This window comes from Ruegeria sp. BHSC223 (genome assembly GCF_059613025.1).
The window spans coordinates 22555-38051 of sequence record NZ_JBXWRR010000005.1 but is presented as its reverse complement, the minus strand read 5'-3'; the positions used below and the strand labels follow the sequence as shown (position 1 = coordinate 38051).

The following is a 15497-nucleotide window of genomic DNA, read 5'->3' as shown; positions in this document are numbered from 1 at the left end:
GATATGTCCAGCCACAACATGACAGAAGTTCTGGTCGGCGGTGCGGTACTGGCCGCGGCTCTGGCCTTTGGCGTTTATGCAAGCCAGGCAACCGGCCTGTCGCGCGGCACCGGCGGATACGAACTGGCGGCTTCGTTCCGCTCGCTCGAAGGGGTGACCGTGGGCACCGATGTGCGGCTGGCGGGCGTCAAGATCGGCACGGTCACCGGGGTTGATCTGAACCCCGAAAGCTATCGCGCCGATACGCGGTTTACCGTCATCGAGGGGATCCAGATTCCCGATGACAGCGCGGCGGTGATCTCGTCCGAGGGGCTGCTGGGCGGCAACTTCCTTGAAATCATGCCGGGTGGTTCGGCCTTCTACTTCGAACCGGGCGACGTGATCGACGACACCCAGGGCGCGGTCAGCCTGATCTCGCTGCTGGTCAAGTTCGTGGCGGGCGACGGGAGCGGCGAGTGATCCGTCTTGCCGCGCTCATTCTGACCCTGCTGGCAGCGCCGGTGCTGGCGTCGGATCAGGTGACCTCGGGCACCGGCGCGTTGCTGCGCGGCCTGGACAAGGTCAGCGGCCAGACCGAGGATTTCCGGGTTGGAAACGGCGAGACGGCCGAGATCTACGGGCTGGACGTTGCGCTGGGCGATTGCCGCTATCCGGTCGAGAACCCCACCGGCGACGCCTTTGCCTATCTCACTATCTGGGAGCATGGCCAGCGGCAGGCGATCTTTGATGGCTGGATGATCGCCTCGTCCCCGGCGCTGAGCGCGCTGGACCACTCCCGCTATGATGTCTGGGTGATCCGCTGTATGACGCCCTGAGGGCTCTGCTCGATCACGGCCGAGAAATCCGCAGATCCATCCAGCGCGCGTTCCAGCCGGCGCCGGTATTCGGCGCGGGGGATTTCCACCGCGCCCAGCGAGGCCAGATGCGCGGTCAGGAACTGGGTGTCGAACAGGGTGAACCCGGTTTGTCGCAGCCTGTCGACCAGATGCGCCAGCGCGATCTTTGACGCATCGGTGCGGCGCGAAAACATGCTCTCGCCAAAGAAGGCCGCGCCCAGAACCACGCCATAGACGCCGCCGATCAACTGCGTCCCTTCCCAGATTTCCAGCGAATGGGCATGACCCAAGCGGTGCAGTGCCAGATAGCTGGCGCGGATCTCGGGGTTGATCCAGGTCTCGGCCCGGTCGGCGCAGCCGTCCACCACACCCGCAAAGTCTCGGTCGATGCTGACCTGATAGTCGCCGCGCCGCATGCGCCGGGCCAGGCTGCGCGACAGGTGAAACCCGTTCAGGGGAAAGACGCCGCGCCGGATCGGATCGACCCAGAAAACCTCGGGGTCGTCGCGGTGCTCGGCCATTGGAAAAATGCCGATGGAATAGCCATGCAGCAGCAGTTCGGGCGCGAGTGTCATGCCGCGCCCGATACGCGGTGCGGAGCCGGATCAGGGACCCGGCCCCCACGGTCAGTCGGCCAGGTTCTCCGCAAGCCAGCGCTCCAGCCAGTGGATGTTATAGGTGCCGCTCTGGACGTCGGGCTCTTGCAGCAGCGCGTGAAACAGCGGCACCGTGGTGTCGATCCCGTCCACGATCAGTTCGCTCAGCGCCCGTTGCAAGCGGGCCAGCGCCTCGGGCCGGTCTCGCCCCTGCACGATCAGCTTGGCGATCAGGCTGTCGTAATAGGGCGGGATCGAGTAGCCGGTATAAAGCGCCGAATCCATCCGCACGCCCAGACCGCCGGGCGCGTGATAGGCAGTGATCCTGCCGGGGCAGGGCGAGAAATTCGGCAGTTTCTCGGCGTTGATCCGCACCTCGATCGCGTGGCCGTTGATCCGCAGATCGTCCTGGGTAAAGGACATCGGCAGGCCAGCGGCAACCCGGAGCTGTTCGCGTACCAGATCGACGCCAAAGATGCCCTCGGTCACCGGATGCTCCACCTGAAGGCGGGTGTTCATCTCGATGAAGTAGAACTCGCCATTCTCGTAGAGGAATTCCACGGTACCGGCGCCGATATAGTTGATCCGGGCCACCGCATCGGCACAGATCTTGCCGATCCGGGCGCGCTCCTCGGGGGTGATGCAGGGGCCGGGTGCCTCTTCGAACACTTTCTGGTGACGGCGTTGCAGCGAGCAGTCGCGCTCGCCCAGATGCACCGCGTTGCCCTTGCCGTCGCCAAAGACCTGGATCTCGATATGGCGCGGCGTGGTCAGGTATTTCTCGATATAGACCTCGTCATTGCCAAAGGCGGCCTTGGCCTCGGAGCGCGCGGTGGAAAAGGCGTGCTCCATCTCCTTGGCATTGCGGGCGACCTTCATGCCGCGGCCGCCGCCGCCGGCGGTGGCCTTGATGATCACCGGATAGCCGATCGCGTCACCGACCCGGCGCGCCTCGGCCAGATCGGCCACGCCGCCATCCGAGCCGGGAACCACGGGAATACCCAGTTCCTTGGCGGTTTCCTTGGCGGTGATCTTGTCGCCCATGATGCGGATATGTTCCGCCGAAGGGCCGATGAAGGTGATTCCGTGATCTTCGACGATCTGCACGAAACCGGCGTTTTCGGACAGAAAGCCATAGCCCGGATGGATCGCCTGGGCGCCGGTGATCTCGCAGGCCGAGATGATGGCGGGCACCGAGAGATAGCTCTGGCTGCCGGGGGCGGGGCCGATGCAGACCGATTCGTCGGCCATGCGCACATGCATCGCGTCGCTGTCGGCGGTGGAGTGCACGGCAACCGTGGCGATCCCCATCTCGCGCGCGGCGCGGATCACACGCAGGGCGATCTCGCCTCGGTTCGCAATCAGGATCTTGTCGAACATGACGGCGCCCTTATTCGATGATGACCAGCGGGGTGCCGAATTCCACGGCGTCGCCGTCTCCCACCAGGATGCGTTTCACGGTGCCCGCGCGCGGGGCGTGGATGTGGTTCATGGTCTTCATCGCCTCGACGATCAGCAGCGTGTCGCCCTCGGCAACGCTGGCGCCGACGCTGACGAACGAGGGCGCGCCCGGTTCACCCTGCAGATAGACGGTGCCAACCATGGGCGAGGTCACGGCGCCCGGATGGGCGGCGGGGTCCTCGGTGCTGGCCGGCGCAGCAGTGGGCGCCGCAGGGGCGGCCGGGGCCGGAGCGGCGTGGGCAGCGGCGGGCACGGCGACCTGCACCGGAGCCGCTGCGGGCAACACGCGGCTGACGCGCACGTTCAGGCTGTCTTCCTCGCCATATTCACGCTTGACCTGCACTTCGGTCAGATCGTTTTCCCGCAGCAATTCGGCCAGCGCCTTGATGAATGCCACATCCGCTTCGTGTCTGCTGTCTGTCATGAGTGTCCTCGACGGTTCCCCTTGGCCCGTTTGTGGTGTTCGGGCTCGTGAATTACGCGGCGTTATAGGCCAAGCGCCGGGCCATGAAAAGCGCCCTGTCATCGGGAAACATGGGGTTTGCGTCGCCCGATTGCGAGGAAAATGCGATCAAAGCGGCATTCCGGAGAGTTTCGCCACCAGTTCCGGTAGTTTGCGGGCGCCGAATTTTTGCAGCAGGCGGGCGCGATGGGCCTCGATGGTGCGATAACTGAGTCCCAGTTCCGCACCCACCTCCTTGGCCGACAGGCCCCGGCAGGTCAGCAGCGCCACCTCGCGCTCGCGCGGGGTCAGCTCGACCACACGTCGTTCTTCGGAGATGTCGGCAAAACTCCAGATCCCATGGCGGAACGGGTCGTCGGGCGTCAGCGATTTGCCGCGCGCCCGGCACCAGAACAGATCGCCATCGCGGCGGCGCATGATGCGTTCGTCAGTGTAATAACCGGTCTCGCGCATGGCCTGCAGGCCGCGCTTGCCGATGCGCTCGAAATCCTCGTGACTGGGATAGAGCCTGAGCAGCGGCATGTCGCGATAGTCGCTTTCCTGCCCGCCGAACATGCTGGCAAAATGCAGGTTGCACCGCCGGATAACGCGGTTTTCCAACTCTACCAGACCGATAGGCGCATATTCGAAGCCGGGATCGCTCATGCCGCGTATGGTGACGGGTATTTCTACGGAATTGAAGCGAAAGCTGCGTCTTGGCAGGATTTGACACAGATCTTTTGGGGAGGACGGACCATGGTTTCCATCGCGGGCTGGGGGCATACCAAGTTCGGCAAGCTGACAGACATGTCGGTCGAGGACATGATCACCGCCGCCGGGCGCGAGGCTCTGGCCGATGCCGGCATTGGCGCCGAGGCGGTCGACGGCATCTGGGTGGGTCATTTCAACGCCGGTCTGGTGGGGGACGGCTTTCCCTCCTCGTTGGCGATGAGTATCGACCCCGCCCTGCGCTACAAGCCCGCGACCCGGTTGGAGAATGCCTGCGCGTCGGGTTCGGCTGCGGTGTTTGCGGCGCGTCAGGCGATCCTGTCGGGCGAGGCGCGGGTGGCGTTGGTGATCGGGGTGGAAAAGATGACCCACCTGCCCACCGCCGAAGTGGCCGCGGCCCTTGGCCATGCGGCGTATCAAAAGGAAGAGGCGGGACTGTCCTTTCCAGGCGTCTTTGCCATGTTTGCGCAGGCCTATTTCGACCGCTACGGCGATCACAGCCGGGCGCTGGCCCGGATTGCCGCCAAGAACCACGGCAATTCTGTCAACAACCCGCTGGCACAGTTGCAAAAACCGCTGGACGAGGCGTTCTGCGCCGAGGTGTCCGATCGCAACCCGATCATCGCCGCGCCGCTGAAAAAGACCGACTGTTCGCTGGTCTCGGACGGGGCGGCGGCGCTGGTGCTGGTGGCCGACGACATGCTGGGTGAGGTGACCAAGGCCGCGCGGCTGCGCGGCGTGGCGCAGGTGAATGACATCATGCCGATGTCGCAGCGCGATCTTCTGGCCTTCGAGGGGCCGCGCCGGGCGATCCACCGCGCCTATGACCGGGCCGGGGTCACCGTCAGCGATATCGACGTGGCCGAGGTTCATGACTGTTTTACCATCGCCGAGTTGCTGATCTACGAGGCGATGGGATTGGCCGCCCATGGTCATGCCAGCGATTTGCTCGAGGGCGGTGTTGTCCATGCGGGCGGGCGGCTGCCGGTGAACCTGTCGGGCGGGCTCAAGGCCAAGGGGCACCCGGTCGGCGCCACCGGTGTATCCATGCATGCGCTCATCGCGCGTCAGGTGCTGGGGCAGGCGGATGCGATGCAGCATCCGGGTGCTGAACTGGGGCTGGTCTTCAACATGGGGGGATCGGGGGTCGCCAACTACGCCTCGATCCTGGAACCGGTCAAGGCATGAATATCGGCCTCTGGCTGGCGCGGCAGGCGCAGACGGGCGGCGAGCGCCCGGCGCTGTTTCTCGGGCGTGATCTGGTGGCCGATTATGCGGGGTTTCACGACCGCGCCGCGCGGGTGGCGGGCTGGCTCAACGGGCAGGGCGTGGCGCCGGGCGACCGCGTCGCGCTGTTCATGGGCAACAGCCCCGATTATCTGATCCTGCAATATGGCATCTGGTATGCCGGGGCCGCGGCGGTCCCGATCAATGCCAAGCTGCACGGGCGCGAGGCGGCCTATATCCTTGCCGATTCCGAAACCACGATCACCTTTGCCACGCCCGATCTGGCCGCCGCCCTGTATGAGGCCCAGGCGCCGGGCCGCATTGTCGAGACGGGCGCGGCCGGGCTGGCCGTGATCCTTGCCGCCGACCCGGTCGCGACCCCGGCGCAATGTGATCCCACCGATCTGGCCTGGCTCTTTTACACCTCGGGCACCACGGGCAGACCCAAGGGGGTGATGATCACCCACCGGATGCTGATGGCGGTCTCGCTCGCCTATCCGGTGGATGTTGACCCGGTCACGCCCGAGGATACGGTGCTTTATGCCGCCCCGATGAGCCATGGCGCCGGGCTCTACAACATGGTGCATGTGCTGCGCGGGGCACGCCATGTCTGCCCGGCCTCGGGCGGGTTCGACCCGGGCGAGATCTTCGATCTGGCGCGCCATTTCAGCCGGGTGCAGATGTTTGCAGCGCCCACCATGGTCAAGCGGATGACCGAGCAGGCCCGTGCCAGCGGAGAAACCGGCGAGGGGCTGCGCACCGTGGTCTATGCGGGTGGGCCGATGTATCTGGCCGATATCGTCGAGGCGGTCGACCATTTCGGGCCGATCTTTGTACAGATCTATGGTCAGGGCGAATGCCCGATGGGCATCACCGCCCTGTCGCGCCATGACGTGACCGACCGTAACCACCCGCGCTGGCAGGCGCGGCTGGCCAGCGTCGGGCGCGCGCAATCCCCGGTCCAGTTGCGCATCGGGGATGGGGATGGGGCGCCGCTGCCGCCGGGCCAGACCGGCGAGGTGATGGTGCGCGGCGACGTGGTGATGCCGGGATACTGGCGCAACCCGCAGGCAAGTGCCAAGGCCTTGCGCGACGGCTGGTTGATGACCGGAGACATGGGGTTTCTGGACGCGGATGGGTATCTGACGCTTCAGGACCGCTCCAAGGATCTGATCATCTCGGGTGGATCGAACATCTATCCCCGCGAGGTCGAGGAGGTCTTGCTGACCCATCCGCTGGTGCGCGAGGCCTCGGTCGTGGGCCGGCCCCATCCGGACTGGGGCGAGGAGGTGGTGGCCTTTGTGGTGGGCGAGGCCGAGGCGGCAGAGCTTGACGCGCTTTGCACCCGAAATATCGCGCGGTTCAAGCGGCCCAAACACTATCGCTGGCTGCCGGAGCTGCCCAAGAACAATTACGGCAAGGTTCTCAAGACCGAACTGCGCCGGATGCTGGAGGACGAGGGATGACCGATCTGAGTGGAAAAACGGCGCTGGTGACCGGCTCGGTCCAGGGCATCGGGCTGGCGATTGCCAAGGTGTTGGCGGGGGCAGGTGCCCGCATCGCGGTGCACGGGCTGGCCGACGCGGGTGAGGCCGAGGCGGCCTGTGCTGCGATGCGCGCGGCGGGCGCGCCCGAGGCGCGGTTCTTTGCCGGCGACCTGCGCGACCCTGGCCAGATCGCCACGCTGATGCGCGAGGTGGCCCATTGGGGCGGCGCCGATATCCTGGTCAACAATGCCGGTATCCAGCGCACCGGGCCGCTGGCCCAGATGGCGGGCGAGACCTGGGAGACGATCCTGTCCGTCAATCTGAGCGCCGCCTTCTACACCATGCAGGCCGCCATGCCCGCCATGGCAGAGCGCGGCTATGGCCGGGTGATCAACATCGCCTCGGTGCACGGTCTGGTGGGCTCGGTCGAGAAGGCGCCCTATGTGGCGGCCAAGCACGGGCTGATCGGGCTGAGCAAAGTGGCGGCGCTGGAATATGCGGCGCTTGGTGATCGGGGCCGGGGCGGCGTGACCGTGAATTGCATCTGTCCGGGTTGGACCGAAACCGCCATTCTCGAGCCGCAGATCGCCGCGCGGATGGCGGCGCTAGGCGCCGATCGCGAGGCGGCTATGGCCGATCTGATGGCCGAGAAACAGCCCTCGCGCCGGGCCTCGGACCCTGCCGAGATCGGGGCGCTAGCGCTGTGGCTTTGCGCCCCCACCGCCCATAACGTGACCGGGGCCGCGATCCCGGTGGATGGCGGCTGGACCGCGCAATAGGTCAGAGCGCGCTGAACCAGTCAGGCAGGCGGGTGCGGATGCGCGGCGTGTCCCGGCGCGCGCGTACCACGCCGGGACCTGTCTCGCGCACCGGTTCGGTCGAGATATCGGCATAGGCGCGCGGCTCGGCCTCGTCCCAGGGCAGCTCCGGCAGCGCCTCGAACTGTTTGAAGAAACGGCGGCTGTCGGTGCCGGGGTTGAGCCAGGCCTGGCCGGGATTACCCAGGCCCGGCTGGTCTGCCACCTCTCGCCGGTGTTCCGCCGCACGCGCCAGTGCGGCGCTGTTGGCGTATTTCAGATGCACCAGATAGACACCGCGCGGCATGATGAAGGGGAAGCTCTCGACCCGTGCCGGTCGCAGCTGCACCCCGTGCGCCTTGAGACCGATCCTGTTGCGCACCGCCCAGGCCTTGGAATAGTTGCCGGTGAAGACCGCGCTCTGGCGATGTTTCAGGACCGGTTCATCCCCTTGCAGCGTGGCGTCCTCGGCCCGTTCGCCCAGATTCAGTCCCAGGGAAAAAACGGCGCTGCGACGCTGGCGGGCGAAGAAATCGGCGAAACCGTCGAATCGCTCTGGGTCGAGGCAGATCAGTTCATCCGCGTCGGTGCGGATCACCCAGTCGTAAATCTGGTTCAGCCCGTTCTGAAAGGCGTTGAGCATGTCGCCCCGACGGGTGTCGAACCGGCTGAGATCGTCGCGCGGGATGGTCAGGATGCTGGCGCCGGGACAGATGCGGGCAATCTCGGGGTCGGCGCCATGGGCCACCACGTAAAGGTGCTCGGCACCCAATTGGCGTGCAAAGTGCCGGTACCATTGACCCAGCGCCCAGTGATCGCGGTAAACCATGGTGATCGCACATATTTTCATGCGCTCATTTAGGCAGGCGCGGACCTTTCGGGCAAGGGTCGGAATTTGGGAATTTCCGACCAGGAAAAGTCCTTTTCCTGGCCGTTTTCCGTGCCGGAAAACGGTCTCCACCACGCAAAAAAAGAACCGGCCCTGTGGGGCCGGTCGCAGGTATCGGCAGGGGCTGATAGCCCTGCACGACGGGGAGTGTGAAGTCAGATCGCCAGATACTCGGACCGCAGTTCGGCGTTTCCGAGCACTTCGGCGGCGCTGCCGTCAAAGACGATCGTGCCGGTATCCAGGATCACCGCGCGGTCGGCCAGTTCCAGCGCCCGCACCGCGTTCTGTTCGACGATGATCGTGGTCATGCCCTGTTCCTTGATATGGATGAGGGTCTTTTCGATCTCGTCCACGATGACCGGCGCCAGACCCTCATAGGGTTCGTCCAGCAGCAGCACCTTGATGTCCCGGGCCAGAGCGCGGGCAATGGCCAGCATCTGCTGTTCGCCGCCCGAAAGCGTCACACCCTCCTGTTTGCGCCGCTCGCCCAGACGCGGGAACAGGTCGTAGAGCCGGTCGATCGACCAACCGATCGGCGGCGCGATCTGGGCCAGTTGCAGATTCTCTTCGACTGTCAGTCCGGGGATGATCCGGCGATCCTCGGGGACAAGTCCCAGCCCGGCCTGCGCGGCCTCGTAGCTGGTCATGTTGTGCAGCGGCTGATGGTCCAGCCAGATCTCGCCATGGGTTACCATCGGAGATCCGGTGCGCGCGATCGAGCGCAGGGTCGAGGTCTTGCCCGCCCCGTTGCGGCCCAAGAGCGCCAGAATCTCGCCCTCGTGCACGTTGAAATTCACGCCTTGCACGATGTAGCTTTCGCCGTAATAGGCATGCATGTCCCAGACCGACAGAAAGGCGGGCGCCGTGGTGGCCTGATTGGCGTTCTTGGAGAAATCGGGTTTTACGTTCATCGTTTATCCTTTCTCACTCATCTTGTCCGAAAACCGGTTCCCACTTTTCGGGATGAGTGACGCACTCCGTCACGCGCTTTCGCCCAGATAAGCTTCGCGTACCTTCGGATGACCCTTGATGTTTTCCGGCGTGTCCTCGACCAGGGGCGTGCCTTGGGCCAGAACGGTGATCCGCTCGGCCAGGCTGAACACCACATGCATGTCATGTTCGATGATGGCGATGGTGATGTCGCGTTCCTGTTTGATCTGCTTGAGCAGGTCGATGGTATTGTTGGTATCGGCCCGTGCCATGCCCGCGGTCGGTTCATCCAGCAGCAGCAGGCGGGGTTCCTGGCTCAGGCACATACCGATCTCCAGGCGCCGTTTGTCGCCGCGCGACATGGCGGCGGCATGCATATGACGCTTGTCGGCCATCCGCATCTCTTCCAGCATGTGCATGGCCTGGTCCACGACGTCTTTCTGCTGGCTTACCGAGGGCAGCGCGTTCAACTCGAACGCGCCGTCCCGTTTGGCGAAACAGGGGATCATCATGTTTTCCAGAACCGTCAGATCGCCAAAGATCTCTGGCGTCTGGAACACGCGGCTGATGCCCATCTGATTGATCTCGTAAGGGGCGCGTCCCAGAACGGACTGGCCGTCGAACATGACGCTGCCGCTATCCGGGATCAGTTTGCCGACCAGGCAGTTGAGCAAGGTGGACTTGCCCGCGCCATTCGGTCCGATGATGGCGTGAACGGTGTTTTCGGCCACGCTCAGGTTGACATCGGACAGCGCCTGAAGACCACCGAACCGCTTGCCCACATTCTTGACTTCGAGAATTCCCATGATCCCGGCTCCTTATTCCGCAGGCTCGTGCTTGGTCTTGGCCTCACCCGAGCGCTTGCCCCGGTTGCGCAGCCAGTTGCCCAGCCTCTGGCCGCCTTCCACAAGGCCACCGGGCAGGAAGATCACCACCAGCATGAACAGGATACCCAGCGTCAGGTGCCAGCCCTTGCCGATGAACGGGTGCACGATGAAGACCATGAAGTCCTCGATCCCGTCGGGCAGGAAGCTGAACCACTGGTGCAGGATGGTGTCGTTGATCTTCGAGAAGATGTTCTCGAAATACTTGATGAAGCCCGCGCCCAGAACCGGCCCGATCAGGGTTCCCGCACCGCCGAGGATGGTCATCAGCACCACCTCGCCGCTCGCGGTCCACTGCATCCGCTCGGCGCCCGCCAGCGGGTCCATCGCCGCCATCAGGCCACCAGCCAGACCGGCATACATGCCCGAGATGACGAACGCGGCCAGAGTGTAGGGACGCGGATTGAGGCCGGTATAGTTCATGCGCTGCTGGTTCGATTTCACCGCCCGCAGCATCATGCCGAAGGGCGAGCGGAAGATGCGGATGGCAAGGTAGAACATGACCATCATGATCACGGCGCACAGGTAATAGCCCACGTTGAAGTCAAAGCTCCAGGCGCCGATGTCGAGCTTGTAGGTCGAACGCATCGACAGGCCAAACAGATGCGGCATGTCGGGCAGGCTGTCACGGTGGAAGATTTGCGGGTCATCGGCATAGACCTGAAGCCCGGTTTCCCCGTTGGTCAGATTGAACTTGGGGTTAGACAGCACCGAATAGGCCAGCGCAAAACTCATCTGCGCAAAGGCCAGCGTCAGGATCGAGAAATAGATGCCCGAGCGGCGCAGGCTGACATAACCGATCAGAAGCGCGAACAGCGCGGCCACGACGACACTCAGCGCGATGGCCGGGATCACGTTGTAACTGAGCAGCTTGAACATCCATACGGCCGAATAGGAGCCGACGCCCAGAAAGGCCGCGTGGCCGAAGCTGAGATAGCCGGTCAGGCCGAACAGGATGTTGAAGCCGATGGCGAAGATGCCGAAGATGACGAACCGCTGCATCAGATCGGGATAGCCCGCGTTGAACTGTGCCATGGCACTGCCTGCGGGAAACGGGTTCAGGATGAACGGTGCCAGCAGGGTGAGGATCGCCACGATGATCAGAAGCGAAGTGTCTTTCTTGTCCAGTCCCAGCATGGGTTAGTCCTCCATCACGCCCTTGCGGCCCATAAGGCCCCGAGGACGGGTCAGCAGAATGATGATTGCGACCAGATAGATGATGATCTGGTTGATGCCCGGGATGGTGGTGGTGGCCCAGGTGGTCGAGGCAAAGCTTTCCAGCACACCCAGCAGGAACCCGGCCGCGACGGCGCCCGGCAGGCTGCCCATGCCGCCGACCACGACGACGACGAAGCTGAGCACCAGGAAATCCATGCCCATGTGATAGTTGGGCGGGTTGAGCGGCCCGTACATGACACCCGCCAGACCGGCCACACCGGCGGCGATGCCGAACATGATGGTGAACCGCTTGTCGATATTGATGCCCAACAGGCCCACGGTCTCGCGATCCGCCATGCCCGCGCGCACCACCATGCCGAAGGTGGTGAATTGCAGAAAGGCGAAGACACCGCCGATGATCACCACGGAGAAGGTGAAATAGACGAGGCGCCAGATGGGATAGATGATCGCGTTCGGGTCAAAGCCCAGCATCAGCCCGATATCGAGCGAACCCTTGAGTGCCGAGGGTTCCGGCGTCTGGATCGGGTTGGCGCCGAAGAAATACTTGATGATTTCCTGGAGGACGATGGCCAGGCCAAAGGTCACCAGGATCTGGTCTGCATGGGGACGCTTGTAGAAATGTTTGATCAGGCCGCGCTCCATCGCATAGCCCACGGCCAGCATGATCGGGATGGCGAACAGGACCGCCAGCGGCACCGACCAGTCGATGATCCCGGCGCCTATTTCCGGGCCGAACCAGGCCTCGACATAGGGGGTATCGACCTTCAGCGGGTTGCCCAGAAAATCCTTCTGGGTCTCGTCGATGGTCTGAAAGCTCAGATTGAGCAGCCTTTGCAGCGTCACCGCGCAAAAGGCGCCGATCATGAACAGCGCCCCGTGGGCAAAGTTGACGACGCCCAGCGTCCCGAAGATCAGTGTAAGTCCCAGCGCAATCAGCGCATAGGCAGAGCCCTTGTCGAGCCCGTTCAGAATTTGCAGGATGATTGCGTCCATCGTCCCCACCTTGTGGCTGGTACCGCACGCCCTTCCCAGCCGGGGCCGGGAAGGGCGGCTTTGCGGAAATCAGAGAATTTTCATCGAAAATTCTCTGGCCCGGATTATGCGCCCGAGTTGCACTCGCCCAGCGAGGCCTCGGCACCGCCGAACATCGGGTGATCGGGGGCGTACATGACCTGCTCGACCGGGGTGACCTCGACGATTTCCAGCGTGTCATAGGCGTTGGTCGGGTTCTGCGCGCCGCGCACAACCAGAACGTCCTTGAAGCACTGATGGTCATCGGCGCGATAGAGCGTCTTGCCGTTGCCCAGACCGTCGAATTCGAAGCCTTCCAGCGCTTCGGCAACGCCGCAGGGGTTGAAGGTTCCGGCCCGTTCGCAGGCATCGGCATAGAGCAGAACCTGTGCATAGCAGGTCTGGGCCGAGTTCGACGGCGGCTTGCCATACTTCTCGCCAAAGGATTTGACGAACGCCTTGGAGCCTTCGTTGTCCAGCTGCCAGTTGTAGTTCATCGAACCCAGCACGCCCTTGATGTTCTCGCCCGCACCGGCGGCCATCAGTTCCGAATAGAGCGGCACGACGATCTTGAAGTCCTTGCCGTTGGCGACCTTGTCCAGCAGGCCGAACTGGATCGCGTTGGTCAGCGAGTTGACCATGTTGCCGCCATAGTGGTTCAGAACCAGCACGTCGGCGCCCGAGTTCAGGACCGGCGCGATATAGGACGAGAAGTCGGTCGATGCCAGCGGCGTCAGCACGTTGTTGACGGTCTCCCAGCCCATGGCCTCGGTCGCGGCTGCGATCGATTCCTGCTGCGTCCAGCCCCAGGTATAGTCCGCGGTCAGGTGATAGGCGCGGCGATCGGCCCCCATCTCCTTGGACAGCACCGGTGCCAGGGCGGCCGCCGACATGTAGGCGTTGAAGAAGTGGCGGAAGCCGTTCTTCTTGCGGTCCTTGCCGGTGGTGTCGTTCGAGTGGGTCAGGCCCGCCATGAAGATCACGCCGGCATCCTGGCATAGGCCCTGCACGGCCACGGCCACGCCCGAGGACGAGCCGCCGTTGATCATGATGGCGCCGTCTTTTTCGATCATCGACTTGGCTGCTGCGCGGGCGGCGTCCGACTTGGTCTGGGTGTCGCCGGTCACGAACTGGACCTTCTTGCCCAGGATGCCGTTCCCTTTGAGTGCCTTCGAGGTGAAAGTGTTCAGGCAGCCGCCGTCGCCCATCCCGTTCAGATGCTCGACCGCCAGCTGCTGGGCCAGCAATTCGTCATTGCCTTCATCCGCATAGGGGCCGGTCTGGGGCACGTTGAAACCCAGGGTGACGGTGCCACCGGTGGGTTCGTTGGTATAGGCGGCGGCCGACGACGCGGTGAAGATCGTCGGCAGGGCCACACCGGCCCCGGCAACCGCACCGGTCTTGAGCACGCCCCGACGCGTGACTTGGTTCTTGGACATGTTTTCCTCCCAAAAGATTGCGTGCGCGGCGGCTCCTCTTCCGCGATGCGCAGGCACATGTGTGCAAAAGCAGTATGGTGGGGGATTGGAAAATTACGCAATAACCCCTTTAAACCGAAAGAAAATTCTGTAAATCTCTCAACACGGTTTTCGAGGATGATGTAAAAAACCTTATGTCGCGCCGCAGAAACCCGTTGATTTTTATTCACATTCCGGGAACGGGATACCATGGCACGCGACACATTGACGGGCAGTCGAATCCGCGAGCGGCGGCTGATGATCGGTCTCAGGCAGGCCGATCTGGCCCGCAAGGTGGATATTTCCGCCTCCTATCTCAACCTGATCGAGCACAACCGGCGCAGAATCGGCGGTAAACTGCTGGTCGATATCGCGGCTGCACTGTCGGTCGAGCCTTCGATGCTGACCGAGGGTGCCGAGGCGGCGTTGCTGGCGACGCTGCGCGAGGCGGCCGCCGATGCCGGTTCCACCGCCGCCGAGGCGGACCGGGTCGATGAATTCGCGGGCCGCTTTCCGGGCTGGGCCGAGCTTCTGGCGCGGCTTTTCCGGCGGGTTGGGTCGCTGGAACGCACGGTCGAAACTTTGTCTGATCGGCTGACGCATGACCCGCATCTTGCCGCGTCGCTGCACGAGGTGCTGTCGACCGCGGCCGCGATCCGTTCGACGGCGGCGATCCTTGCCGAACCGGGAGAGCTGGAGGCGGAATGGCGCGACCGGTTCCATCGCAACCTGCACCAGGACGCCGAGCGTCTGGCAGAAAGCTCTAAATCGCTGGTGGGCTGGCTTGACGACAGCGAGGCGGGTGAGGACCGCACCGGTGTCCCGGTCGAGCAGGTCGAGGCCTTCGTCGCCGGACGCGGTCACCATTTCACCGAACTTGAAAAGGGTGGCTCGGTTGCGGATGTGCCGCTCGACGATCTGGCCTCGGGCGCCGCGCGCGAAATCGCGCGCTCGATGCTTGCGGTCTATGCCGCCGATGCGCGTGCCATGCCGCTGCCCGAGATGGTGTCGGCACTGGATGTTCTGGGGCTCGATCCGGTCGCGCTGGCGCGACGCTTTGGCGTCGGGCTGCCTGCGATGTTCCGGCGCCTCGCCAGCCTGCCCGAAGGCGTGTTGCCACACGAAGCCGGACTGGTGATCTGTGACGCCTCGGGCAGTATCCTGTTTCGCAAGCCGGTGACCGGTTTCGCCTTGCCCAGGCATGGCGAATCCTGTCCGCTCTGGCCGCTTTACGCCGCGCTTGGCCGGCCGCTCGTCCCGATCCGCCGGCGGGTGTCGCAGCTGGGGCGCAATGCGGCAGAGTTCGATTGCCTCGCCGTCGCCTGGCCCCAGGGCATGCCGGAATTCGACAGTGATCCGGTGATCCGTTCCGTCATGCTGATCCTGCCTGTACCAACCGCCGAGCGGGGGCGGCAGGCGGCGCAGCCGGTCGGTGCATCGTGCCGGGTGTGCCCGCGCCGCGACTGCGCGGCGCGGCGCGAACCGTCGATCCTGTCCGAAGGGTTTTGACAGGCCCCTGACAGCGGGTCTAATCTGAATTCGGGAAAACGAGCGGGCAGCAGTCCGCCACCT

At 64.1% G+C, this 15497-nt stretch carries 16 protein-coding genes; 6 read left to right on the top strand and 10 right to left on the bottom strand.

Annotated elements, in window-relative coordinates; translation table 11 throughout:
• Positions 1–3 precede the first annotated feature (3 nt).
• Positions 4–459: an outer membrane lipid asymmetry maintenance protein MlaD gene (gene mlaD / locus AC2FNY_RS10485; protein ID WP_234139430.1), complete on the top strand. Its 456-nt coding sequence runs from the start codon at positions 4–6 to the stop codon at positions 457–459.
• Positions 456–815, top strand: coding sequence for a DUF2155 domain-containing protein (locus tag AC2FNY_RS10480; RefSeq protein WP_496802409.1), 360 nt, complete (start codon positions 456–458; stop codon positions 813–815). The genes mlaD and AC2FNY_RS10480 overlap by 4 nt, the downstream gene beginning before the upstream one ends.
• Here the strand turns inward: AC2FNY_RS10480 and aat are convergent.
• The 4 genes from aat to AC2FNY_RS10460 form a co-directional block, all read right to left on the bottom strand.
• Positions 779–1411 (bottom strand): leucyl/phenylalanyl-tRNA--protein transferase, encoded by a 633-nt coding sequence (aat, locus tag AC2FNY_RS10475; protein WP_496802408.1) that lies wholly within the window; start codon positions 1409–1411, stop codon positions 779–781. The two genes, AC2FNY_RS10480 and aat, sit on opposite strands and share 37 nt — an antisense overlap.
• Positions 1412–1462: 51 nt before the next feature.
• Positions 1463–2812, bottom strand: a complete 1350-nt coding sequence (gene accC, locus AC2FNY_RS10470; RefSeq protein WP_496802407.1) for an acetyl-CoA carboxylase biotin carboxylase subunit — start codon at positions 2810–2812, stop codon at positions 1463–1465.
• Between the two features lie 10 nt (positions 2813–2822).
• Positions 2823–3317, bottom strand: a complete 495-nt coding sequence (gene accB, locus AC2FNY_RS10465; RefSeq protein WP_234139434.1) for an acetyl-CoA carboxylase biotin carboxyl carrier protein — start codon at positions 3315–3317, stop codon at positions 2823–2825.
• Between the two features lie 147 nt (positions 3318–3464).
• Positions 3465–4001, bottom strand: coding sequence for a LuxR C-terminal-related transcriptional regulator (locus AC2FNY_RS10460; RefSeq protein WP_234139435.1), 537 nt, complete (start codon positions 3999–4001; stop codon positions 3465–3467).
• 90 nt (positions 4002–4091) lie between these two features.
• Between AC2FNY_RS10460 and AC2FNY_RS10455 the strand changes: the two genes are divergently transcribed.
• The 3 genes from AC2FNY_RS10455 to AC2FNY_RS10445 are packed head-to-tail and all read left to right on the top strand — an operon-like array spanning position 4092 to position 7557.
• Positions 4092–5252, top strand: a complete 1161-nt coding sequence (locus AC2FNY_RS10455; protein ID WP_496802406.1) for an acetyl-CoA acetyltransferase — start codon at positions 4092–4094, stop codon at positions 5250–5252.
• On the top strand, positions 5249–6757 hold the full coding sequence (locus tag AC2FNY_RS10450; protein ID WP_496802405.1) for a class I adenylate-forming enzyme family protein: 1509 nt from the start codon (positions 5249–5251) through the stop codon (positions 6755–6757). The genes AC2FNY_RS10455 and AC2FNY_RS10450 overlap by 4 nt, the downstream gene beginning before the upstream one ends.
• Positions 6754–7557 (top strand): 3-hydroxybutyrate dehydrogenase, encoded by an 804-nt coding sequence (locus AC2FNY_RS10445; RefSeq protein WP_234163244.1) that lies wholly within the window; start codon positions 6754–6756, stop codon positions 7555–7557. Before AC2FNY_RS10450 ends, AC2FNY_RS10445 begins: the two co-directional genes overlap by 4 nt.
• Position 7558: 1 nt before the next feature.
• Here AC2FNY_RS10445 and AC2FNY_RS10440 read toward each other — a convergent pair whose 3' ends face one another.
• The 6 genes from AC2FNY_RS10440 to AC2FNY_RS10415 all read right to left on the bottom strand — a co-directional run bounded on the left by AC2FNY_RS10440 (position 7559) and on the right by AC2FNY_RS10415 (position 13907).
• On the bottom strand, positions 7559–8404 hold the full coding sequence (locus AC2FNY_RS10440) for a glycosyltransferase family 2 protein (RefSeq protein ID WP_496802404.1): 846 nt from the start codon (positions 8402–8404) through the stop codon (positions 7559–7561).
• A 215-nt stretch (positions 8405–8619) separates the two neighbouring features.
• A complete protein-coding gene (locus tag AC2FNY_RS10435) occupies positions 8620–9375 on the bottom strand; it encodes an ABC transporter ATP-binding protein (protein ID WP_234139440.1) in 756 nt (251 codons plus the stop codon).
• Positions 9376–9444: 69 nt separating this feature from the next.
• Positions 9445–10200 (bottom strand): ABC transporter ATP-binding protein, encoded by a 756-nt coding sequence (locus tag AC2FNY_RS10430; RefSeq protein WP_234139441.1) that lies wholly within the window; start codon positions 10198–10200, stop codon positions 9445–9447.
• Positions 10201–10212: 12 nt separating this feature from the next.
• Positions 10213–11415, bottom strand: a complete 1203-nt coding sequence (locus AC2FNY_RS10425; RefSeq protein WP_234139442.1) for a branched-chain amino acid ABC transporter permease — start codon at positions 11413–11415, stop codon at positions 10213–10215.
• Between the two features lie 3 nt (positions 11416–11418).
• Entirely contained in the window at positions 11419–12450 is a 1032-nt protein-coding gene (locus AC2FNY_RS10420; protein WP_496802403.1) for a branched-chain amino acid ABC transporter permease, read from the bottom strand.
• Positions 12451–12554: 104 nt separating this feature from the next.
• Positions 12555–13907: a substrate-binding protein gene (locus AC2FNY_RS10415; protein ID WP_234139444.1), complete on the bottom strand. Its 1353-nt coding sequence runs from the start codon at positions 13905–13907 to the stop codon at positions 12555–12557.
• A gap of 228 nt (positions 13908–14135) precedes the next feature.
• On the opposite strand from AC2FNY_RS10415, the gene AC2FNY_RS10410 reads away from it, so the two are divergent.
• Positions 14136–15434, top strand: a complete 1299-nt coding sequence (locus tag AC2FNY_RS10410) for a short-chain fatty acyl-CoA regulator family protein (protein ID WP_496802402.1) — start codon at positions 14136–14138, stop codon at positions 15432–15434.
• Positions 15435–15497 lie beyond the last annotated feature (63 nt).